General features: G+C 71.9%; 24 protein-coding genes and 1 riboswitch. Of the genes, 3 read left to right on the forward strand and 21 right to left on the reverse strand.

Annotated features, from left to right (window positions below; genetic code table 11):
* Positions 1 to 109: 109 nt before the first annotated feature.
* Positions 110 to 550 carry a hypothetical protein gene (locus tag DEW08_RS28650; RefSeq protein ID WP_109333814.1) on the reverse strand — a complete coding sequence of 147 codons (441 nt, stop codon included), beginning with the start codon at positions 548 to 550 and terminating at the stop codon, positions 110 to 112.
* A gap of 536 nt (positions 551 to 1086) precedes the next feature.
* On the opposite strand from DEW08_RS28650, the gene msrP reads away from it, so the two are divergent.
* The gene (gene msrP / locus DEW08_RS28660; protein WP_109333819.1) at positions 1087 to 2034 is read left to right on the forward strand and encodes a protein-methionine-sulfoxide reductase catalytic subunit MsrP; all 948 of its coding nucleotides are present in this window, start codon (positions 1087 to 1089) and stop codon (positions 2032 to 2034) included.
* A 1-nt stretch (position 2035) separates the two neighbouring features.
* Positions 2036 to 2737: a protein-methionine-sulfoxide reductase heme-binding subunit MsrQ gene (locus DEW08_RS28665; protein ID WP_109333821.1), complete on the forward strand. Its 702-nt coding sequence runs from the start codon at positions 2036 to 2038 to the stop codon at positions 2735 to 2737.
* On the opposite strand, the gene DEW08_RS28670 is transcribed toward DEW08_RS28665, so the two are convergent.
* On the reverse strand, positions 2649 to 3323 hold the full coding sequence (locus DEW08_RS28670; protein WP_109333823.1) for a dienelactone hydrolase family protein: 675 nt from the start codon (positions 3321 to 3323) through the stop codon (positions 2649 to 2651). The genes DEW08_RS28665 and DEW08_RS28670 overlap by 89 nt on opposite strands.
* Positions 3324 to 3490: 167 nt before the next feature.
* Here DEW08_RS28670 and DEW08_RS28675 point away from each other — a divergent pair, with 167 nt between their 5' ends.
* Positions 3491 to 3835 (forward strand): hypothetical protein, encoded by a 345-nt coding sequence (locus tag DEW08_RS28675; RefSeq protein ID WP_109333825.1) that lies wholly within the window; start codon positions 3491 to 3493, stop codon positions 3833 to 3835.
* Between the two features lie 53 nt (positions 3836 to 3888).
* Here DEW08_RS28675 and DEW08_RS28685 read toward each other — a convergent pair whose 3' ends face one another.
* The 19 genes from DEW08_RS28685 to DEW08_RS28770 form a co-directional block, all read right to left on the reverse strand.
* On the reverse strand, positions 3889 to 5154 hold the full coding sequence (locus DEW08_RS28685) for a hypothetical protein (protein ID WP_109333829.1): 1266 nt from the start codon (positions 5152 to 5154) through the stop codon (positions 3889 to 3891).
* Between the two features lie 121 nt (positions 5155 to 5275).
* The gene (locus DEW08_RS28690; protein WP_109333831.1) at positions 5276 to 5980 is read right to left on the reverse strand and encodes an ABC transporter ATP-binding protein; all 705 of its coding nucleotides are present in this window, start codon (positions 5978 to 5980) and stop codon (positions 5276 to 5278) included.
* Positions 5977 to 7701, reverse strand: a complete 1725-nt coding sequence (locus DEW08_RS28695; RefSeq protein WP_245987066.1) for a branched-chain amino acid ABC transporter ATP-binding protein/permease — start codon at positions 7699 to 7701, stop codon at positions 5977 to 5979. Before DEW08_RS28695 ends, DEW08_RS28690 begins: the two co-directional genes overlap by 4 nt.
* Positions 7694 to 7933, reverse strand: coding sequence for an ABC transporter permease subunit (locus DEW08_RS32990; protein WP_245987067.1), 240 nt, complete (start codon positions 7931 to 7933; stop codon positions 7694 to 7696). The genes DEW08_RS28695 and DEW08_RS32990 overlap by 8 nt, the downstream gene beginning before the upstream one ends.
* Complete coding sequence (locus DEW08_RS28700) at positions 7930 to 8577, reverse strand: branched-chain amino acid ABC transporter permease (RefSeq protein WP_245987068.1); 648 nt, start codon at positions 8575 to 8577, stop codon at positions 7930 to 7932. The genes DEW08_RS32990 and DEW08_RS28700 overlap by 4 nt, the downstream gene beginning before the upstream one ends.
* 4 nt (positions 8578 to 8581) lie before the next feature.
* Positions 8582 to 9742: an ABC transporter substrate-binding protein gene (locus DEW08_RS28705; RefSeq protein ID WP_109333836.1), complete on the reverse strand. Its 1161-nt coding sequence runs from the start codon at positions 9740 to 9742 to the stop codon at positions 8582 to 8584.
* Between the two features lie 72 nt (positions 9743 to 9814).
* Positions 9815 to 9911: riboswitch (TPP riboswitch) on the reverse strand.
* A 70-nt stretch (positions 9912 to 9981) separates the two neighbouring features.
* Positions 9982 to 10821 carry a GNAT family N-acetyltransferase gene (locus DEW08_RS28710; protein ID WP_425429146.1) on the reverse strand — a complete coding sequence of 280 codons (840 nt, stop codon included), beginning with the start codon at positions 10819 to 10821 and terminating at the stop codon, positions 9982 to 9984.
* A gap of 62 nt (positions 10822 to 10883) precedes the next feature.
* Positions 10884 to 11774, reverse strand: coding sequence for a DMT family transporter (locus DEW08_RS28715; protein ID WP_109334162.1), 891 nt, complete (start codon positions 11772 to 11774; stop codon positions 10884 to 10886).
* 101 nt (positions 11775 to 11875) lie between these two features.
* Complete coding sequence (deoA, locus tag DEW08_RS28720) at positions 11876 to 13192, reverse strand: thymidine phosphorylase (RefSeq protein ID WP_109334164.1); 1317 nt, start codon at positions 13190 to 13192, stop codon at positions 11876 to 11878.
* A gap of 7 nt (positions 13193 to 13199) precedes the next feature.
* The gene (deoC, locus tag DEW08_RS28725; RefSeq protein WP_109333838.1) at positions 13200 to 14024 is read right to left on the reverse strand and encodes a deoxyribose-phosphate aldolase; all 825 of its coding nucleotides are present in this window, start codon (positions 14022 to 14024) and stop codon (positions 13200 to 13202) included.
* On the reverse strand, positions 14021 to 14869 hold the full coding sequence (locus DEW08_RS28730) for a purine-nucleoside phosphorylase (RefSeq protein WP_109333840.1): 849 nt from the start codon (positions 14867 to 14869) through the stop codon (positions 14021 to 14023). Before DEW08_RS28730 ends, deoC begins: the two co-directional genes overlap by 4 nt.
* 13 nt (positions 14870 to 14882) lie before the next feature.
* Positions 14883 to 15302, reverse strand: coding sequence for a cytidine deaminase (cdd, locus tag DEW08_RS28735; RefSeq protein WP_109333842.1), 420 nt, complete (start codon positions 15300 to 15302; stop codon positions 14883 to 14885).
* A gap of 2 nt (positions 15303 to 15304) precedes the next feature.
* The gene (locus tag DEW08_RS28740) at positions 15305 to 16279 is read right to left on the reverse strand and encodes an ABC transporter permease (protein WP_109333844.1); all 975 of its coding nucleotides are present in this window, start codon (positions 16277 to 16279) and stop codon (positions 15305 to 15307) included.
* A gap of 3 nt (positions 16280 to 16282) precedes the next feature.
* The gene (locus tag DEW08_RS28745) at positions 16283 to 17428 is read right to left on the reverse strand and encodes an ABC transporter permease (RefSeq protein ID WP_425429147.1); all 1146 of its coding nucleotides are present in this window, start codon (positions 17426 to 17428) and stop codon (positions 16283 to 16285) included.
* 105 nt (positions 17429 to 17533) lie between these two features.
* Complete coding sequence (locus tag DEW08_RS28750; RefSeq protein WP_109333846.1) at positions 17534 to 18016, reverse strand: EVE domain-containing protein; 483 nt, start codon at positions 18014 to 18016, stop codon at positions 17534 to 17536.
* Positions 18016 to 18396: a VOC family protein gene (locus DEW08_RS28755; RefSeq protein ID WP_109333856.1), complete on the reverse strand. Its 381-nt coding sequence runs from the start codon at positions 18394 to 18396 to the stop codon at positions 18016 to 18018. Before DEW08_RS28755 ends, DEW08_RS28750 begins: the two co-directional genes overlap by 1 nt.
* 100 nt (positions 18397 to 18496) lie before the next feature.
* The gene (locus DEW08_RS28760; RefSeq protein WP_109333859.1) at positions 18497 to 19213 is read right to left on the reverse strand and encodes a helix-turn-helix transcriptional regulator; all 717 of its coding nucleotides are present in this window, start codon (positions 19211 to 19213) and stop codon (positions 18497 to 18499) included.
* Between the two features lie 31 nt (positions 19214 to 19244).
* Positions 19245 to 20807, reverse strand: a complete 1563-nt coding sequence (locus tag DEW08_RS28765) for an ABC transporter ATP-binding protein (RefSeq protein ID WP_109333861.1) — start codon at positions 20805 to 20807, stop codon at positions 19245 to 19247.
* A gap of 23 nt (positions 20808 to 20830) precedes the next feature.
* The gene (locus DEW08_RS28770; RefSeq protein ID WP_109333863.1) at positions 20831 to 21835 is read right to left on the reverse strand and encodes a BMP family lipoprotein; all 1005 of its coding nucleotides are present in this window, start codon (positions 21833 to 21835) and stop codon (positions 20831 to 20833) included.
* Positions 21836 to 21947: the final 112 nt, after the last annotated feature.

Here is a 21947-nt window from a genome sequence, read left to right on the forward strand (position 1 = left end):
CTCCGTCCGTTACGGACCGGAAAAAGAGGATGGCCCGCATCGGGGGTGCCGGTGCGGGCCGAAACCTGTGCTTGAGTCAGGGGAAGGAGGCGTGGCCGGTCCCGGCCGTTCAACCCGATGTCCTGGCGGCGGCGGCGGTGGCCCTTGCCGCCGCCCGCAGCCCGCCGGCCGCGGACGCGCTGCGCTCCGCCGCTTCGCCGCCGCTGGCCATCGTCTCCTTCGTCACGGCCTCCATGCAGTCCGCCATGCTCTTCATATCCTCCACCCAGCGGCCGGCCGCTTCGGTCGCCCAGGCATTGGCGATGGCGTTGCGCTCCGCCGCGTCGTCGGTCGCGTTCATCCGGTCGAGCGCGGCAAGCGCCGCGTTCACCCCGGCCCGGCGTCGGCGCAGCCAGTCCTCGTTGAAGCGCTCGAGCGCCGCCAGGGCCTGTGCCTGACCGCGCAGCCACAGCCGCGTCTGGTCGGACAGCACGGTCTGCCACGGAGTCCAGACTTTCGCGAGGTCGGCGATGGTCGGAATCGGGGTCGGCGTTGACGGTTGCGACGTCATGGGATCCTCCCTCGGTGGCTTCCCGGCCCGTAACACCCCACGGCGAAAATCCGGAAAAGCACCGGGTCCGGCGGAACGACTCCTCCGGCCGCGGGGTTATGGACGAGACAGGGCAACGATGCGTCCGCCGCCGGCCGCGCACCGTGTAAGTCCTTGTCGTAACATACGGTATCCAGGATGTTCCTCTGGACGTTTACCACATATTCCGCGACCTGGTGTGCGCTCTCATGGATCAGCACCTGCCACCAAGGCATGGCTCTGTTTCGAACGTTCGGGATGCCGGACGGCGCACCCTTCCCCCTGACGCAAGCGGTGGTGGTCCCCTTTCCTGCCCTGGACGCCGATATCCGCGGAGCCCGCACCCACAGGGCTGACGGCCGGCAGGACGCCGGCCGGGGCTGCGCCGCGGTGATCCAACTGAAGGACCGCCGTCGTATCGGATAGGACGGCCGGGGGCGATTACGGGAGCTTCATTTGCCGTGGAGCCCCTACGGGCCTACTGTTATGCCGTCGAACGATGTGATCGGAGACGGCCGATGCTGTTCAGGTTCCCCGCCCCCTCGGCGGCCCGCGAAGACGAGGTCACGCCGCGCGCCCTGGTCCTTTCCCGCCGCTCGGTGATGGCCGGCGGCATGGCGGCGGTCGCGGCCGGCGGGATCGCCGGCTGGCTCCAGACGGCTCCGGCGGCGGCCTTCAAGGTGCCGACCACCATCCAGCCCCCGGACCCGAAGATGGACGCGCCGACGCCCCTGAAGTCGGCGACCACCTACAACAACTTCTACGAGTTCGGTACCGGCAAGTCCGACCCGGCCGACTATGCCGGAACCCTGAAGACCCGGCCCTGGCAGATCGTGGTGGACGGCGAGGTGGCGAAGCCCGCCACCTTCGGGATCGAGGATCTGCTGGCCTTCCCGCAGGAGGAGCGCATCTACCGCCTGCGCTGCGTCGAGGGCTGGTCGATGGTCATCCCCTGGGTCGGCTTCTCCCTGAACGAGATCCTGAAGCGGGTGGAACCGACCGGCAGCGCGAAGTTCGTCGCCTTCCAGACGCTGAACGACCCGGCCCAGATGCCCGGCCTGAAAAGCTGGGTTCTGCAATGGCCCTATGTCGAGGGGCTGCGGCTGGACGAGGCGATGCACCCGCTGACCCTGATGGCGGTCGGCATGTATGGCGAGGTGCTGCCCAACCAGAACGGCGCGCCGGTCCGTCTCGTCGTCCCCTGGAAATACGGCTTCAAGTCGATCAAGTCGGTCGTCCGCATCACGCTGGTCCGCGACCAGCCGCCCACATCCTGGAACCGCTCGCAGCCCAGCGAGTACGGCTTCTATTCGAACGTCAACCCGGAGGTCGACCACCCGCGCTGGAGCCAGGCGACCGAACGCCGGGTCGGCGAATTCTCCCGCCGCAAGACGCTGCCCTTCAACGGCTATGCCGGGGAGGTCGCCTCGCTCTATGCCGGGATGGACCTGCGGAAGTTCTACTGAGATGGCCGTTTCCGCGAGGGATGGCTGGCGGCAGGCGGCCAACGGCGCCCTGCTGTCGCCCTGGGCCAAGCCGCTGGTCTTCGCGGCGGCCCTCGTCCCGCTGGCCTGGACGGTCTGGCTCGGCTGGTCGGGCGGGCTGGGGGCCGAGCCGGTGCTGGAGAGCGTGCGGCAAAGCGGGCTGTGGGCCCTGCGCTTCCTGCTCGTCGCCCTGGCGGTGACGCCGCTGCGGATGCTGACGGGGGTGGCGGCGCTCGCCCGCTTCCGCCGGATGCTCGGGCTCTTCGCCTTCTTCTATGCCGCCCTCCACCTCTCCACCTGGATCGGGCTCGACCAGTTCTTCGACTGGCCGGCGATCTGGAAGGAGATCGTCAAGCGCCCCTACATCACCGTGGGGATGGGCGCCTTCCTCATCCTGACCGCACTTGCCGCCACCTCGACCGACGCAATGGTGAAGCGGCTGGGCGGGCGCCGCTGGCGGGCGCTGCACAAGGGCGTCTTCGTCGCCGGGCTGGCCGGCTGCCTGCACTATGTCATGCTGGTGAAGGGGTGGCAGACGCCACCCCTGGTCTATGCCGCGCTCTGCGTCGGGCTGCTGGCCTTCCGCCGCTGGCCGGTCAGAATACGGCCTGCAGCAGCCCGAGCGAGCGCCGATACGCCAGCCCGGCGCTTTCCCGATGGAAGCTCGCCCGCTCGTCGCAGTTGAATCCGTGCCCGGCCGGGTAGAGGTGGACGATGGCGCCGGGGTGCCGCTCCCGCACCCCGTCGGCGACGGAGGGCGGGATGGCGTGGTCCTGCTCGCCGAAATGCAGCAGGGCCGGCATGCGCGGCGCCTCGTCCAGCCGGTTGCCGATGCCGCCGCCGTAATAGGCGATGGCCGCGCGCAGCGGCAGGCGGGAGGCCGCCGCCCAGGCGATGGTTCCGCCCCAGCAATAGCCGACGACCGCCGCCGACCCGGCCCCGCCGAGATGGCCCAGCGCCGCCTCGACGTCGGCGAGCGCGCCGTCCATCGGCACGGCGCCCATCAGCGTCCGGCCGCGCTGGATCCCCGCCTCGTCATAGGCCAGCTCGACGTCATGCTCGACCCGGTCGAAGAGGGCGGGCGCCAGCGTCAGGTACCCTTCCTCCGCATAGCGCTCGCAGACCGCGCGGATGTGGCGGTTGACGCCGAAGATCTCCTGGACGACCAGCAGCCGTCCCTTCTCCGCCCCGCGCGGCCGGGCCTGGAAGGCGCGCAGCCGGTGGCCGTCGCCGGACGTCAGGTTGACCCATGCGCTGTCGATCCCGCTCATCTCCCGGTCCCCTCTGCGGTTGGTGGGCTGATGATAGGGATCGGGCGGCCAAGGGCAACCGCCCGTCTTATGGAGTAATCTTTTGGTGCTATGATTATCGGTGTTAGCGTCTTTTCGGGCCGCGGACCTCCCATCCGCGTGCCGCAGCACACCCGAAAGGACCAGCCATGCGACGTCTTGCACTTCTCGCCGCAGCAGCCCTTTTTGCCGGCACCGCCACCGTTCCTCCCGCCGCGGCCGGAGACACCTACAAGTTCAACCTGCACAACAAGTCGTCCCAGTATGTGATCAACGGCTTCCAGACCTATGAGAATGGAGCCTGGAGCAAGAACTGGATCAACTTCACCCTGAAGCCCGGCGAGGCCGCCGAGATGGACTGGGGCACCGACGAGGGCAACTGCGTCGTGCCCTTCCGTGTGAGCTGGATCGGCTATGAAGCGGAAAAGTTCAGCGTCGACTGGTGCAAGGTGAAGAACATCTATATGAAGGACCAGGGCTTCTCCTGGGATTGATGGCCGGAGGCTGACGGCGAGCACCCGCAAGGCCGGGGCGGTCGCCCGGCCGCTTACTTCTTCGCCGGCGGCGCCGCCTGGCTTGAGGCTCCGCCGGCCGCCGGGGCTGCCGGACCCGGTGCCGCGGGAGCCTGCCCCTGTCCCTGCCCCTGGCTTTGGACACCCTGCCCCTGGGCGGCGGCGTTGGCGCCCGCCGCGCGCAGCAGCACCTGGGCGAGGTTGTCGCGCGCCTTGTCGGCGAGCACGACGTCGTTCTCCGTCGCCTCGTGGAACAGCACGGTGAACAGGCGCCCCTGGGCCAGCATGAAGGTCAGGGCGACGTGCAGCGTACCGTCCTTCAGTTCGCAGCGCACGGCGCCGGTGCGGACCGATACGGCGCCGGCCGCCTCGGTGTTGTTCAGGGCGATGGTGCCGGTGCCCTCGCAGCGGCTCTTCATCGCATCGGCGAAGGCGCCGGACAGGTCGTCCAGCTTCGCCCCCTCCTCGACCACCCGCTCGCGGATGCCGCCGACCAGCGGACCGACGCGCCAGGCGACGTCGGCCGGGCGCTGGTCCTTCGGGATGTTGTCCATCGGCACCAGCTCCGGCCCGCGCAGGCCGGCCGCCGCCAGCAGGTCGACCAGCCCCGGCGGCAGCCTGGAGGTCTTGACGCCGGTGGAGGTGTTGATCGGCGGCACGTCACCCGCCTTGTCGACGCAGGTCTTCAGGTCGGTCAGGACCTTCTTGGTGCCCTTCAGCGTGAAGGCGATGCGGTCGCTGGCGGAGGAGACGACAAGCTGCTTCCCGTTCATCAGGGCGGTCACCAGCTCCTCGTCCTTGCCGTTCGGCACCACCAGCATGTCGGTGCCGGAGGCGACGGCGACCCGCTCGCGGGTCAGCTTGTTGTCGACCGCGACCTTGACCGGCCACTGCTCGCCCTTCGGCAGCTCGGCGCCGGGGATGCCGATGCCGATGTTGGTCTCGCCCTTCGGGCTGCGGGCGATCAGCAGGACATGGCCGGAGTTGAAGCGCCCCTCGACGACGCAATAGGCGAACTTGCCGTCCTTTTCCCGCGCCGCCCCGCCTTCCCAGCCGTCCTCCAGCTCCGCCGGTCCATCCTTGGCCGGCCCATCCTTGGCCGGGGCGGCGTTGGCTCCCTGCGCCTTGCCCGGGGCGGCGGAGGCCGCGGGCGGCGGCGCCACCGGCTCGGGCGAGGGCACGCCGTACATCAGGGCGGGCGGCAGCTCCGGCTCCACCGGCACCAGGTCGGCCAGCGCGGGACAGGCCGTTCCGCCGAGCAGGAGAAGGGTCGACAGCAGGGCGGAGCGGCGGACGGTCATGGCGGAGAAGTCCTGGAAAGGGCTATGCGAGCGGGAAGCTAACGACCTCGCCTCTTCCGGGCAAGCGATACCACTTGCATCCGTAACAAAGGTCATAGAACTGGGGTTTTCAGACCACAGATTACAGCCCGAGGAAGGTGTCCTGCAGGACGTCCTGCGACACCGCCCCGGCCGGCCCGTCATGGACGACGCGGCCGAGCCGCAGCAGGACCGCCCGCCCCGCCACCTCCAGCGCGCGCGCCGCGCTCTGCTCGGCCAGCAGCACCGCGGTGCCGGCCGCGGCGATCGAGCGCACCGCGGCGAACATCTCCCCCGCCAGCCGGGGCGACAGGCCGAGCGACGGTTCATCGAGCAGAAGCAGCCGCGGCCTGCCCATCAGCGCCCGGCCGACCGCCAGCATCTGCTGCTGCCCGCCCGACAGGCGCCAGGCGCTTTCCCGCGCCTTGGTCCGCAGGTCGGGGAACAGGGCGAAGATGCGCTCCAGGTCCGCTGCCCGCCCGTGGCGGTCGAGCGGGCTCGCGACCTCCAGATTGTCCAGCACGCTCATGCCGGGGAAGACCCGCCGCCCCTCCGGCACATAGCCGAGGCCGAGGCGCACCCGCCGCTCCGCCGGCAGCGTGGTGACCTCGCGGCCATCCAGCAGGACGCGCCCGCCGGCCGCCGGCAGCAGACCCAGCACCGCCTTCAGAAGGGTGGACTTGCCCGCCCCGTTGGCGCCGAGCAGCGCCACCGTCTCCCCCGCCGCGACGCTCAGCGAGACGCCGTCGACCGCCGTCACGCCGCCGGGGCCGGCGCGCAAGCCCTCCACCCGCAGAACGGCCGTCATGCCTGCCCTCCCCGCCGGCCGGTTCCCAGATAGGCGGCGACCACCGCCGGATCGCGGCGCACCCCCTCCGGCGGCCCGGCATAGAGAAGGCGCCCCTGGTCGAGGCACAGAACATGGCCGGCGAGCGGCAGCAGGAAGCCCATGTCATGCTCCACCACCAGCAGGGCGGTACCCTCCGCCGCGACGCCGCGCAGCAGGGCCGCCAGCTCCGCCTTCTCGCCGTCGGTCAACCCGGCTGCCGGCTCGTCGAGCAGCAGCACCGCCGGCCGGCGGGCGAGCGCGCGGGCGAGATCGACCCGCCGCCGCAGCGCCGCCGGCAGCCCGGCGCAGGGGCTCGCCGCATGGCCGGCGATGCCCAGCCGGTCGAGGATCCGGTGCGCGGTCGCTTCGGCCTGCTCGACCGACCGGTCGAGCGTCAGCCGGGCGGCGGCCACCGCCTGCAGCACCGTCGCCCCTTCCGGCAGCGATCCCGCCTGGAAGGTCCGCGCGAGGCCGGCCGCCGCGATGCGGTCGGGACGCTGCCCGGCAAGCTCCCGCCCGCCCAGCCGGACCGATCCGGCATCCGGCCGCTCCAGCCCGGAGATCAGGTTGATGGCCGTCGTCTTTCCCGATCCATTCGGCCCGATCAGGCCGGTGATCGTCCCCGGCTCCAGCGGGAAGGACAGGCCGTCGACCGCCAGCACGCCGCCGAACCGCTTGGACAGGCCGTCGACCTGCAGCGCCGATCGGTTCGGCACGAGGCCCGGCTGTTCCGCAGGCTCCGCCGGGCGGCCCGGCAGCCGGACCCGCGGGCGCCCCGCCAACCGGTCGAGCAGCCCGGTCAGCCCCTCCGGCGCCAGCACGATCGCGGCCAGCAGGGCGCCGCCGTAGACGATCAGGTAGCTGCGCTCCAGCGCGCGGAACCACTCCGGCAGGTGGATCAGCAGGACGGCACCCAGCACGGCCCCGGCCATGCGGCCCCGGCCGCCGACCACGGCGATGGTCAGGATGGTCACCATCACCGGGAACTCCAGCACCTCCGGCGAGACCACCCGCTGGGTATGGACCGCCAGGGCTCCCGCCGCCCCGGCGAACAGCGCGCTCATCGCGAAGGCCGCCAGCCGCAGCCGGCCGACATCCAGCCCCAGCGTCGCCGCCGCCAGCGGATCGTCCCGCAGCAGGGTGAGCGAGCGGCCGAAGCGGCCCCGTGCCAGGCTCCAGGCGATCACGCCGCCGGCCGCCACCGCTCCCCAGACCAGCAGAGCCATCGGCAGCCCGCGCCCGACCGGCCAGCCGAACAGCACGACCCCCGGCACGCCGGGAATGCCGTTGGCCCCGCCGGTCAGCCCAGGCAGGTTGACCGCCAGCAGAAGCAGGACCTGCGCGACGCCCAGCGTCGCCAGCGCGAAGTAATGCGATTCCAGCCGCAGCACCGGCAGCCCGACCAGCAGGGCGGCCAGCAGCGGGACCAGCAGCGACAGCGGAAAGGTCAGGGCGAAGCCCCAGCCCATCTGCGTCGCCAGCAGGCCGGTGGTGTAGGCGCCGAGCCCGAAGAAGGCGCCCTGGGCCAGCGACAGGGCGCCGCCCAGCCCGAAGACGATCTGGAAGCCGAAGGTGGCGAGCGCATAGACCCCCGCCACGGTCAGCACCCGCAGCCCGTAGGGCGTGGCGTAGCCGACCGCGTAGAGGCCGAGCGCCAGGGCGCCGAGCGTCAGCAGCAGAGGGGAGAGCCGGTCACGCACGGCGCCGCGCCGCCTCGCCGAACAGGCCCTGCGGCCGGGCGACCAGGATGACCAGCAGCGTGGCATAGAGCAGCCCGAGCGCCACCGGGTAGGAGAGCAGCGAGGACACCCCCACCTCGAACAGCGCGATCAGCAGCGCGCCCGCCACCGCCCCGGGAACGGAGCCCCAGCCGCCGATGGTCACGGCGATGTAGGCCTTCAGGATCAGGTCGCCGCCCGCGGTCGGCGTCACGAAATAGCGGTTGGCGAGCAGCAGGCCCGCCGCCCGGCGAAGGCGGCGGCGATGGCGAAGGTCAGCAGGATCATCCCCGTCACCGGCACGCCGCAGGCCCGCGCCATCTCCGGATCCTGCGCCGTCGCGCGCAGCCGCCGGCCGAGCTGCGTGCGGCCGAACACCCATTGCTGCAGACCGATCAGCAGCGCCGCCACCGCGACGATGGCGAGCGACTGTTCCGGCACCACGAGGTCGCCGACGCGCAGCGTCTGCCCGGTGACCAGCGGCGGCGCGGCCCGCGGCTCCGGCCCGAACAGGACGGAGGCGCCGTTCTGCAGGATGATGCCGACCGCGATGGTGCTGATGAAGACCGCGACCGGCGGCCGGCCGCGCAGCGGCAGATAGGCCACGGCGGCAAGCAGCAGTCCCAGCCCCGCCATCAGCGCCATCACCAGCGGCAACAGCAGCAGGCCCGGCAGCGGCACCGCCTGCGCCACCGGCGGGGCGAGCGCCACCGCCAGCAGCCCGCCGGCCATGACGAGGTCGCCCTGCGCGAAATTCACCGCCGCGGTGGCGTTCAGCACCAGGACGAAGCCGAGCGCCACCAGCGCATAGGCCGCCCCCAGCGCGACCCCGTTCAGGAGGAGCTGGAGGGCGGTCATGGCCTTACTTCACCACGCCCGTGACGTTGTCGTAGCGCTTCGCCACCGCCGGCACGCGCGAGGTGCCGTCGAAGCAGACGATGACGGCGGAATGCGCCATGTTCCCCTTGCCGTCCGAGGCATAGGTCATGGCGAGGCCCCGGTAGCTGGTGGCGGACAGCGCCTTGCGGATCTCCTCGGGCGTGCGGGCGCCGGCCCTGGCCGCCTCCACCGCCATGCGCATGCCGTCATACTGGCCGAGCGCGAAGGCGTCCGGCTCCGCATTGAAGGCGGCGCGGTAGGCGCGGGTGAACGACTCCATCTCCGGCGAGCCGCCGGAAATGGGCGAGGCGGCGGTCTCCGCGCACACGCCCTTCAATTCGGCCGGCTCCAGCAGGGCGGCCGTGCTCGGCTGGTGCATGGCGGAGCCGGCGACGATCGGCACCGTCACCCCGTTGGCCGCCGCCTGCCGCAGCAGCAGCGCCGTCGGTCCGGCATGGAGGTGCAGCACCAGCACGTCGGGATTGGCGGCGAGCGCCTTGGTCAGCACCGGCAGCAGGTCCTTGGCGGCGGGATCGACCCCCTCCTCGAACACCGGCTCGACGCCCAGCGCCTTGAAGGCGGCGGCGAGGTGGGTCCGGCCGCTCTGGCCATAGGCGGTGGTCTGGTAGATGACCGCCGGCCGCGTCCTGCCCAGCTCCTCCACCACATAGCGGGCATGGGCGGTCTTGGTCACCGCGTCGCCGGGGAAGAAGCGGAAGACCCAGGGATTGCCCTGTTCCGTGATCGAGGCGGTGCCGGACACGGTGATCAGCGGCAGCTTCAGCTCCGCCGCCAGCGGCAGCATGGCGAGCATCTGGGTGCCCAGCATGCTGGCCGCCACGCCGGCCACCCGGCCGCGCCCGGCCGCCCGCTCCAGCGCCGTCACCGCGGCTTCGGGCGAGGTGCCGGTATCGATCACCTCGCCGGCCACGGCGACGTCGGGCGGGGCCTCCTTCAGCGCCAGCAGCGCGCCGTTGCGCTGGCTGGTGCCTTCCAGCGACAGGAAGCCGGTCAGCGGCACCAGGACCGGGAAGGCGGCGGGCTCCCCCGATCCGGCCGCGCGGGCCGCCGGAGGGGCAGCCGTGGCGAGGGCCGATCCTGCGATCAGGGAGGCCGCGATCAGGGAGTGGGTAAGCCGCCGCATGTCGTCTCTCCTCCTGCTGCCCGGGCATGGCGGGCGGGGAGGCCGTCGCGAGGAGGATGCCGGTCCGGCGGTTCTCGAGAACGGGCGGCTCCCTTCGCCGGCATGACCCGGATCAGGTTCGATGGGTGTCTCTCAGCCCGCGTCGCCGCAGGCACCCCAGCCGTGTGGTGGCGCGAGAGTTGGACCGGGGCGGGCGGCTTGTCAACCCCGGTCCTTGGCCCTGCCCTTCGATCCGGCGCTCACCCCAGCTCGAAGGTGGTGACGCCGAACAGCCGGCTGGTGTCGACGGCGGGAGCCGGCCCGAGATACATGCGGGCGGTCTCGAACTGCGGCGTCAGCCCCAGCTCCTCCGCCAGGCGGACGGCCGGGGCGTTGACCTCCGGCACGTCGAGGTAGACCGGCCCCTCCCCCGCCTGCTCCGCGAGCGCCAGCAGCAGGTCGCGGGCCGTGGCGTCGTCGTCGGCATAGAGCGGGCCGATCTTGTGGCCGCTGTGGCAGGGCCGGATGACGCCGAAGCCCGCGAGGCCGCCGTCCCGCAGAGCGGCGAGCGCCGTCGTCCCAGGCAGGGCGATCCAGTTGGCGAGGAAGCCCGGCCGCGGGGCCGGGAACAGCGCGGAATCGAGCGCCAGCAGCCGGTCGAACGGCACCGTCCGCGCGTCGGCCGGCCGCCGCCCGATGGCGCCGCGCGGCGGCGCCCCGCCGAAGCGGATGTTGCGGTAGGCGAGCGCGAAGCCCGACCGGCGGTAGTTCTCCTGCTGCGCCACCACGCCGTCCAGGCCGACGGTGCAGCCCTCCAGGTGCTTCAGGCCCGCCTGCCAGAGCTGCCAGCCATAGCCGCGGCCGCGCGCCTCCGGCCGCACGATGTAGAAGCCGAGGAAGCCGAACCTGCCGGGATAGCGGACGACGGAGATGCTGGCGACCGGCCGGCCGTCCAGCCGACCGGCGAGGAAGCCGCTGGGATCGGCGGCATGGAAGGCCCCGGCATCGTGCAGGCCGGGGTTCCAGCCCTCCGCCCGCGCCCAGTCCACCGCCAGATCCAGCTCGGCCCGGCTCATCACCCCGATGCGATAGCCCTGCACGCTCCCGTCCTCCCCTGCGGCCGGACGGCCCGGCGCCGTCCGCACGGGATGATTCTACCGCATCACCGACGCATCGTCTCGCGGTGCAGGATGTAGAGGCCGCTGCCGATGATGACCAGCGCGCCGGCCAGCACCGCCGGGGTCGGCACCTCGCCGAACACCAGGAAGCCGAACAGCGTCGCCCAGATCATGCCGGTATACTCGAAGGGCGCCACCGTGGCCGGCGGAGCGCGGCGGAAGGCCTGGGTCAGCAGCACCTGCGCCGCCGCCCCCAGCGTGCCGACCAGCGCCATCAGCCCGAGGCCGCGGGCGTCCGGAGTCTCCCACACCGGAATCGTCAGGACCCCGCTGACCACCGTCGTCGTCAGCAGCAGGTAGACGACGGTAGAGGTGCTCGTCTCGGTCCGCGCCAGTCCGCGCACGGCGAGCACAGCCAGCGCATAGAAGAAGGCGGCGGTCAGACCGACCAGCACCGGCAGCAGCGGCGCGCCGGAGGAGGACGGCCCGGCCATGATGACCACCCCGGCGAAGCCGACCAGCACCGCCGCCCAGCGCCGCCAGCCCACCGTCTCGCCCAGCAGCGGCACCGACAGGGCGGTGATGAACAGCGGCCCGGCGAAGCTCAGCACATAGACCTCGGCCAGAGGCAGATGCTTGAAGGCGTAGAAGAAGCAGCCCATGGAGATCAGTCCGGCGAAGGCCCGCCAGACATGGCCGAGCGAGCGCCGGGTGCGCAGCGAGGCGACGTTGCCGTCCCGCGCCACCGCCCAGCCGCCGACGATCAGCAGCGCCACCAGCGACCGCACGAACATGAGCTGCGGCACCGGGTACTCCGCCGACAGCAGCTTGATCAGCGTGTCCATCATGCCGAACAGCAGCACCGCCGACAGGTAGCAGGCGGTGGCGTAGCGGACGGAATCGGGAACCGCCGGAAGGGCGCGGGCTTCTGTCATGATGCCCAAAGTAGCGGCATGACGTCGCGCTGCCCAATGCCGCGAACGCGGGTCAGACCCTCAGTCCGCCCCGCGTCCTTCCGGTTCGCCGACGATGCCCGTCAGATGCGGCGGGCGATCAGCGGCCCGCGTTCCGCCGGCCGGTCCGACAGGGTGAAGGCCCGGCGCAGGGCCAGGGCGGCCTGATCGGCCTGGGCCTCGCTGCGGGCATGGACGATGGCGAGCGGCCGGCCGGCCGGCCCGACCTCCGCCCCCAGACCGGCCACCTCGTCCAGCCCGACCGCGAAGTCGATGGCGTCGGTGACCTTGGTCCGACCGCCGCCCAGCGCCACCACGGCGATGCCGACCGCGCGGGTGTCGATGGCGGCGACGAAGCCCGGCCGCTCCGCCGTCACCGGCCGCACCACCGGCGCCCGGTCCAGGTGGCGGTCGGGGTTCTCCAGCAGGTCGGACGGGCCGCCCAGCGCCGCCACCATGCGGGCGAAGCGTTCCGCCGCCGCCCCGCTGCGCATCGCCTCGTCGAACATCGCCCGGCCGACCTTGGCGTCCGGCGCCAGCCGGGCCAGCGCCAGCAGCTCCGCCGCCAGCTCCGCCGTCACCTCGTAGAGGCGGCCGTCGGCCGGCTCGCCGCGCAGGATGGCGAGGCACTCGCGCATCTCCAGCGCGTTGCCGGCGCTGCGGCCCAGCACCTCGTTCATGTCGGTCAGCAGCCCGACCGCCGGCAGGCCGGCGCCGCGCGAGACGGTGACGATGCTCTCCGCCAGCCCCGCCGCCTTGTCGAGATCGGCCATGAAGGCGCCGGAGCCGAACTTCACGTCCATCACCAGCGCGTCCAGCCCGGCCGCCAGCTTCTTCGACAGGATGGAGGCGGTGATCAGGTCCAGCGACTCGACGGTCGCCGTCACGTCGCGGATGGCGTAGAGCCGCCGGTCGGCCGGCGCGATGTCGTCGGTGGCGCCGATGACGGCGCATCCGACCTCCTTCACCACGCGGCGCAGCAGCTCCGGATCGGGCTTGGCGCGATAGCCGGGAATGCTCTCGAACTTGTCGAGCGTGCCGCCGGTATGGCCCAGGCCGCGGCCCGAGACCATCGGCACGAAGCCGCCGCAGGCGGCAAGCGCCGGTGCCAGGATCAGGCTGACCTTGTCGCCGACGCCGCCGGTCGAGTGCTTGTCGATCACCGGCCCCGGCAGGTCGAGCGGGCGCCAGTCCATCACCGTGCCGGAATCGCGCATCGCGCGGGTCAGCGCCACCCGCTCGTCCAGCGACATGCCGCGGAAGAAGACCGCCATGGCGAAGGCCGCGGCCTGCCCCTCGGTCACCGAGCCGTCGGTGATGCCGCGGACGAAGGCCTGGATGGCGGCGGCGTCCAGCGTGCCGCCGTCGCGCTTCACCCGGATGATTTCCTGCGGAAGCATCGTCACCTCAGTATCCCGCGGTTGCCGGCTGCATCGCATCGCCCGGCGCGCCGTGCCCGCAGGTGGCGAGCAGCGCGTCGAGCAGGCTGGAGGCGCCGAAGCGGAAGGTCTGCGGCGTCGCCCAGCCCTTGCCCAGCAGATGCTCGGCCAGCGCCAGATAGGACACCGCCTCGTCGGCCGTGCGGATGCCGCCCGACGCCTTGAAGCCGACCGTCCTGCCCGAATCGTGGATGGTGTCCAGCATCACCGCAGCCGCTTCCAGCGTCGCGGCCGGCTGGGTCTTGCCGGTGGAGGTCTTCAGGAAGTCCGCCCCGGCGGCAATCGAGTCGCGCGCCGCCCAGGCCAGCAGCTCCGGATCGGGATAGGTCCCCGATTCCAGGATCACCTTCATCGGGATGCCCTCGCCGCAGGCCTCGCGGCAGGCGCGCACGACGCTCATCGGCTGGGTGCGGGCGCCGTCGATGAAGGCCTGGTAGGGCAGCACCACGTCGATCTCCTGCGCGCCGGTGTCGATGGCGCGCCGCGTCTCCGCGGCGACGGAGGGGGCGTCGGCCTCTCCGGTCGGGAAGTTGACGACGGTGGCGACGCGCACCGGTGTCCCCTCCAGCGCCCGGCGGGCGGTCTCCACGAAGCGGGGCCAGACGCAGACGGCGGCCACCGGGCCGACCGGGGTGACGGCGCGGGCGCACAGCGCCTCCACCACCCGGTCGGTGTCGTCGCCGTTCAGGCTGGTGAGGTCGAGCAGCCCGACCGCCCGGCAGGCCACGTCCGGATCGGACGGAACGCTGCGCGAGGCGTCGAGCGCGCTTTGCAGGTCGGCGGACAGTTTCATGACCGGGCTCCGTCCTTCTCGTCGAGGGATAGGTCCTTGATACGCTCGATGAAGGCCACCAGCAGCCGCTCCAGGTCGGCAGCCGCGGCCGAGGCGGCACGCAGAGTCTGGTCGTGGTCCACCGGCCCGTCGCCGAGCCCCACGCCGAGGTTGGTGATGACGGCGCAGCCGGCGACCCGCAGGCCGCAATGGCGCGCGATGATGCATTCCGGCACCGTCGACATGCCGACCGCGTCGGCCCCCAGCCCCCGGATCATCCGCACCTCGGCCGGCGTCTCGAAGCTCGGGCCGGGGAAGGCGGCATAGACGCCCTCGGCCAGATCGATGCCGAGCATCTCCGCCGTCCCGGCCATCACCCGGCGCAGCGCCGGATCCCAGGCGTCGGTCAGGGACGGGAAGCGCGGGCCGAAGGCGTCGTCGTTGGGGCCGGTCAGCGGGTTGGCGCCCAGCAGGTTGATGTGGTCGGCGATCATCATCAGCCGGCCCGGCCCGACCTCGGTCCGCAGCGAGCCGGCGGCGCAGGTCAGCACCAGCATCTCGCAGCCGGCGAGCTTCAGCGCCCGCACCGCGGTCTTCAGCGCGTCGAAGCCGTTGCCCTCATAGGCGTGGACGCGGCCCTGCATGACCGCGACCTCGACCCCGGCGATGCGACCGACCACCAAGCGCCCGGCATGGCCGGAGACGCTGGGAACCGGGAAGCCCGGCAGCTCCGCATAGGGGATGGCGACCGCGTCCTCGGCCCGGTCGGCGACGGCGCCGAGTCCGGAGCCGAGCACGATCCCGACCCGCGGGCGGTGCCCGGCGGCACGGTGCAGGATTTCCGCGGCGGCGCGGGCAGCGGTCATGGGAACACTCCGGTCAGAAGCTCAAATTGGTGGGGCCGAATGAATAGGGCAACAGCTCGCCCAGCGTGAAGGTCCGGCGCAGGCCGCCGGCATCGCCGATATGGATCGGCACGTCGTCGGCCGCGAACTCCCGGATGCGCTGCCGGCAGCCGCCGCAGGGCGTGCAGAGGTCGCCGCCGGCCTCGCCGCCCACCACGGCGACGGCGCGGATGCGCCGGTCGCCCGCCGCGATCATCGCCCCGATGGCCGAGGCCTCGGCGCAGTGGCCCTGCGGATAGGCGGCGTTCTCGACGTTGGCGCCGAGGAAGACGCGGCCCGACTCGCCGAGGATGGCGGCCCCGACCTTGAAGCGGGAATAAGGGGCGTGGGCGTTCTCCCGCACCCGGATGGCGGCGGAGACCAGATCGTCGGGCAGGACCTGCGGACCGCTCATGCTCACCGCTCCTTCACGTAGGGGATGCCGCTGGCCCTGGGCGCCACCGCCTTGCCGACGAAGCCGGCGAGCAGCAGCACGGTCAGGACATAGGGCAGCATCTGGATGAACTGCACCGGGATCACCCCGATGCCCGGCAGGGGCACGCCCTGCAGCCGCGCCTGAAGGGCGTCGGTGAAGGCGAACAGCAGGCAGGCGAACAGGGTCGGCCCCGGCCGCCACTTGCCGAAGATCAGCGCCGCCAGCGCCAGATAGCCCTTGCCGGCCGTCATGTCGCGCACGAACCCCGCCCCATGGCCGGTGGAGAGGTAGGCGCCGGCCAGCCCGGTCAGCACGCCGGTGATCATCAGGGCCTGATAGCGCAGCCGCGTGACGGAAAGGCCGGCGGTGTCGACGGCCGCCGGATTCTCCCCCACCGCGCGCAGCCGCAGCCCGAAGCGGGAGCGGAACAGCACCCACTGGGTCGCCAGCACGATGACCAGCGTCATCCAGATCAACAGGTTGTTGCCGGTGATCAGCTCGCGGTAGACCGGCCCCAGCACCGGGACGGCGCCGACGGCCTCCACCCCCGGCAGGTCGATCTGCGGCAGGCGGGCCGACGAGGGCAGCAGCGGCGTCTGGCCGCCGTAATGGAACCAGGCATAGGCGAGCGTCGGGGCCAGCCCGGCGACCAGGATGTTGATCGCCATGCCGGAGACGACCTGGTTGCCGTTGTGGGTGATGCAGGCGAAGCCGTGGACCAGCGCCAGCGCCACCCCGGCCGCCACCGCGGCCAGCAGCCCGAGCCAGGGGCTGCCGGTGGCCGAGGCGGCGGCGGCGGCGAAGAAGGCGCCGGCCAGCATCTTGCCCTCCAGCCCGATGTCGACCACGCCGGCCCGCTCGCAATAGATGCCGGCGAAGGCGGCCAGCACCAGCGGGGTCGCCAGCCGGACGGTGGCGCCGAGGAGCTGCAGGGCAAGCAGGAGCGCGTCTTCCATCCCTCACCCCCGTCCCGGTTCGGTGGCGGCCGCGCCGCGGCGGCGGAACAGCGCCTCCACCTGCGGCCTGAACAGGTTCTCCAGCGCGCCGGCGAACAGGATCACCAGCCCCTGGATGACCATCACCAGCTCGCGGTTGATGGTCGGATACTCGAAGGAGACCTGGGCGCCGCCCTGGGCCAGCACGCCGAACAGCAGGGCCGCCAGGATGATGCCGACCGGATGGTTGCGGCCCATCAGCGCCACCGCGATGCCGACGAAGCCGACGCCGCCCGTGAAGTTCAGGATGATGCGGTGCTGCACCCCCAGGATCTCGTTCACCCCGACGAAGCCGGCGAGCGCGCCGGAGATCAGCATGGCGACGATGATCTGGCGGGAGGGGGAGATGCCGGCATAGACCGCCGCCCGCTCGTTGCGCCCCACCGTGCGCAGCGCATAGCCCCAGCGCGTGTGCCACAGGAACAGGTGGAACAGCCCGCAGCAGGCGAGCGCCCACAGGAAGGAGAGGTTCAGCGGCGAGTTGGGCAGGGTCACGCCGAACCAGCCGGCCGCCTGCTCCATCGAGGGCAGCCAGACACCGGGATCGAACTCGCGGGTTTCCGGCGACTGCTGGCCCGGCTTGATCAGCACGTCGACCAGCAGCCAGGTCATCAGCGCGGCGGCGATGAAGTTGAACATGATCGTCGTGATGACGATGTGGCTGCCGCGCTTGGCCTGCAGAACCGCCGGGATCCAGGCCCAGGCGGCGCCGAGCAGGGCGGAGGCCAGGATGGCCGCCAGCGCCGCCACCGGCCAGGGCCAGCCGGTCAGCGCCAGCCCGACCAGCCCGGCACCGAGCCCGCCGAGATAGGCCTGCCCCTCGCCGCCGATGTTGAACAGGCCGCAATGGAAGGCGATGGCGACGGCGAGCCCGGTGAAGATGTAGTCGGTCGTGTAGTAGAGCGTGTAGCCGATCGCCTCCGGATAGCCGACGGCCTCCGACAGCATCAGCGACAGCACGTCGACCGGATTCTCCCCGATCACCAGGATGACGAGGCCCGACAGCAGGAAGGCCGCGATCAGGTTCAGCACCGGCATCAGGGCATAGCCCACCCAGCCGGGAACCATGCCCGGCTGCCCGCCCGCCTTGACCATCCCGGCCTGCGCCATCCCCTGCCCCCTCGCCCCGTCCCCGCAGTCTCAACGCGGATCCAGGGGCGAAAGTGCCCGGCCCGGGGAAGCAACGCAAGCGTGGCGCGGCGGCTCCGGAGTCGTTCACCGGTGGAGCAGCGCCGGGATCTCCGGTTGGGCGGGCGGCGGCAGCCGAAGGGCCAGATCGTCCAGCCCCATCGCCCCGGCGATCAGGTCCATGTCGGCCCCGCTGACCTCGAACAGCCCGAATCGGAGCTGGTAGCCCCAGGTCCGGCCGCCGCGGGCGAACTCCAGCCGGTCGAGCAGCGGGCGGATCGGCGCCTCGGCACCGTCCAGCCAGTCGACATCGCGGCGGAAGGGGTGGAAGCCGTAGCCCATGTCCGCCTGATAGGGGGCGCCCGGCCGCACCAGCCCGATGGCGGTGAAGGCCTGCAGCGGGTCCGGTCCCCGGAAGGTGACGGTGGGGGAGTAGTAGGCCACCCGGTCGCCGGCGGAGAGGCGGCGCAGCGGCGCCGCCTTCCCGTGGCAGACCTGCATGAAGCCTTCGGCCCGCCCGCGCCGGACATGCTCGGCGCAGGCGACGGCGATCCAGCTCCGGACGGCCATCAGGCGGCGTCCATCTCGTCGAGCGCGTAGACGCGCAGCCGATGGCCGTCCGGGTCGGTGGCGGTGAAGGTGAAGCCGAAATCCATCCGGGTCGGCTGCTGCAGCATCGTCATGCCGCGCCCGCTCCACGCGTCATGGATGGCCCGCACGGCCGCCTCGTCGGCGACGCTGAAGCACAGCTCGGCACCGCCGCCGGCCGCTGCGGCCGAAGGCTCCACCGTGTCCCGCGACCACAGCCCCAGCTTCAGGCCCGACGGCAGGATCAGCAGCGCGAAGGTCGGGGAGACCTCGACCGGCGCCCGCCCGGTCAGCCCCGCGTAGAAATCGGCGCTGGCCGGCGGGTTCGCGACGTAGAGGATGACGTGGTTGACGTCGAACATCGGGTGTCTTCCTTCCTGGAGCTTTCGGTTTTCGCCGGCGCCGCAGCGTCCGGTGAACCCAAAGCTAAGGGCACCCGCTGTCAGATTCTGTCAGCAGCGTTCACCCGGGAGTGTTCGCCGCGCGTCCGGCTTCCTTCTGCCGCCGCATGTCCTCCCGCCAGTCCTTCAGCAGGGCCTGGCGGCGGCGGGGATAGCGGCGGTCGGTGGCGGTGATGGAGAGGATGCGGTCGGCGCGGAAATGGCGGAAGCCGTCGCGCAGCTCGCACCAGGCGACCAGGATGCGCACGCGGTCGAAGAAGCCCAGCGCGAAGGGCCAGACGGTCCGCCGCGTCTCGGCATCCTCGACGTCGCGATAGGCGATCTCCAGCTTGCGCTCCTCGCGGATCGCCTGGCGGATGGCGGCCAGGTCGATGGCGGCCTCCACCGCCGGCGGGCCGGGGCCGATCAGCAGGGTGGTGGCGTCCAGATCCTCGCGCAGTTCCTCCGGCAGGACGGCGGCGATCTTGGCGAGCGCGTCGCGCGCCGCCGCGCCCAGCAGGTCGTCGGTGCGGTCCGCCACCCAGCGGGAGCCCAGAACCAGCGCCTCGATCTCCTCCTCCGAGAACATCAGCGGCGGCAGCAGGAAGCCGGGGCGCAGCAGGTAGCCCACCCCCGGCTCCCCCTCGATCCGGGCGCCCTGGGCCTGCAGCGTCGCGATGTCGCGGTAGAGCGTGCGCAGGCTGACGCCCAGCTCCTCGGCGATGGCCTTTCCGGTCACCGGCCGGCGGTGGCGCCGCAGGATCTGCAGAAGGTCGAGCAGGCGCTGGGCGCGCGACATTGCCTTGCGCTCCGGAAAACGGGAGGGGGCGTCAGCCTGCCGCCCCGGCCATCATCAGGCCGAGCCGGCATTCGCCGTCGCCGGTGGCGGCCTCGTCCGGCATCATCTCGCCGACCAGATGGCCGTCGAACATCACCAGGATGCGGTCGGACAACGCCCGGATCTCGTCGAGCTCGACCGAGACCAGCAGGATCGCCGCCCCCTGGTCGCGCAGCGCGATCAACCGGCGGTGGATGAACTCGATGGCGCCGATGTCCACCCCGCGCGTCGGCTGGCCGACCAGCAGCAGGTGCGGGTTGCGTTCGATCTCGCGGGCCAGCACGATCTTCTGCTGGTTGCCGCCGGAGAAGTTGGCGGCCGGCAGCTCCGGATCGCGCGGGCGGGTGTCGTAGGCCTCCATCTCCTTCGCGCAATGGGCCGCCACCGCCTTGCGGTCCAGCAGGACGCGGCCGTTCCACGCCGGATCGTCCTGGAAGCCCAGGATGGCGCATTCGTTGGCGGAAAAGCTGGTGACCAGCCCGACCTTCTGCCGGTCCTCCGGCACATGCCCGACGCCGAGCCGGCGCAGGGCGTGGGCGTTGAAGCGGTCGGGATGGCCCGACAGCTCCTCGCCGCGCAGGAAGACCCGGCCGCCGGCGATCGGCCGCATGCCGGCGAGAGCCTCCAGCAGCTCCGACTGGCCATTGCCGGAGACGCCGGCGATGCCGACGATCTCCCCCGCGCGCACCGTCAGATCGACGCCCTTGACCCGCTCCACCCGCTGCGCGTCGGCGACCCGCAGCCCCTCGACCCGCAGGATCTCCCCGCCCGGCGCCGCGGGGGTCTTCTCCACGCGCAGCAGCACCTTGCGGCCGACCATCAGCTCGGCGAGCTGCTCGCGGCTGGTCTCGCGGGTGGCGACGTTGGCCGCCACGGCGCCACGGCGCATGACCGTCACGTTGTCGGTCAGCGCCATGATCTCCCGCAGCTTGTGGGTGATGATGATCACCGTCTTGCCCTGCTCGCGCAGCGCGCGGAGGATGCGGAAGAGGTGGTCGGTCTCCTGCGGGGTGAGGACGCCGGTCGGCTCGTCCAGGATGAGGATCTCCGCGCCGCGGTAGAGCGCCTTCAGGATCTCGACGCGCTGCTGCGCGCCGACCGGCAGGTCGCCGACCGGGCTGTCGAGGTCGACCTCCAGTCCGTAGTCGCGGGCCAGCCGGGTCAGCTCCTGCCGCGCCCGCGCCAGCCCGGCGGACAGCGTGACGCCGCCCTCCGCCCCCAGCAGGACGTTCTCCAGCACGGTGAAGGGATCGACCAGCATGAAGTGCTGGTGGACCATGCCGATGCCGGCGGCCAGCGCGTCGCGCGGGCTGCGGATCGCCACCGGCCGGCCATGGACCAGGATCTCGCCGCCGTCCGGCTGGAGATAGCCGTAGACGATGCTCATCACCGTCGACTTGCCGGCCCCGTTCTCGCCGACGATGCCGTGGATGGTGCCGGCGGACACGCTCAGCGACACCGCCCGGTTGGCATGGTTGGCGCCGAACCACTTGTCGATGGACCGGGTTTCCAGGGCCGGCGGACGGATCTGGGGCTGGGCGAGGGGGTCGGGCATGTCGGCGGCGCGGCTCGTCGCGGTCAGGGCTGGTAGGGCTTCACCGACAGGCTGCCGGCGATGATCTGCTTCTTGGCCTCTTCCAGCTTGGCCTCGATCTCCGGGGTGATCAGCTTGCGGTTGTTGTCGTCGAGCGCGTAGCCGACCGCCCCCTCCTTCAGGCCGACATAGCGGTGGCCGGCGGCCCAGCTTCCCTCCTTGGCGGACTTCATGCAGTCGTAGACGACCACGTCGACGCCCTTGACCATCGAGGTCAGCACCTTGCCCGGATGCAGGAAGTTCTGGTTGCTGTCCACGCCGATGCCGAGCTTGCCCGAGTCGGCCGCCGCCTGCAGGACGCCAAGCCCCGTCGCCCCCGCCGCGGCGAACACCACGTCGGCGCCGCGGCCGAACTGGCTGCGGGCCAGCTCCGCCCCGCGGGTCGGGTCGTTCCAGGCGGCGGGGGTGGTGCCGGTCATGTTGGCGAAGACCTCGCCGTTCGGCGTCACATGCTTGAAGCCCTGCTCGTAGCCGGTCAGGAAGTTGCGGATCAGCGGGATGTCCATGCCGCCGATGAAGCCCGCCTTGCCGGTCTTCGACGCCAGCGCCGCCGCCATGCCGACCAGGAAGGAGCCCTCATGCTCCTTGAAGGTGACCGACTGCACGTTCGCGGCGTCCAGCTTGTCGTCGATCAGGCAGAACCGGGTGTTGGGGAACTCCTTGGCCACCTTGGTCAGCGCCGCGGTGTGGGAGAAGCCGACCGCCACCACCAGGTTGGCGCCGCGGCGGGCGAGCGTGCGCAGGGCCTGCTCGCGCTGTCCCTCGTTGGTGACCTCGAACTCGCGATAGGCGATGCCGGTGTCCTTCTTGAACCGCTCCGCCCCGTTGTAGGCGGCCTCGTTGAAGGACTTGTCGAACTTGCCGCCCTGGTCGAACACCACCGCCGGCACGAAGTCCTGCGCCCCGGCGGGAGCGGCCAGGACGGGGAATGCCAGGAGCGATACGGTCAGGACCGACCGGGCCAGCACGGCCAGACAGCGCGACTTCATACCTAAATCCCTTTCACCGATGGCGGGTTGGCGAAAAGCATAACCGCACAGCGTGCCCGTACAACAGGGAAAGGCGACGCTTACGGCACGGAATCGGGCCGGCGGCGGAAAT

Origin of the sequence: Azospirillum thermophilum, from assembly GCF_003130795.1 — a bacterium.
GTDB classification, from domain to species: Bacteria; Pseudomonadota; Alphaproteobacteria; order Azospirillales; family Azospirillaceae; genus Azospirillum; species Azospirillum thermophilum.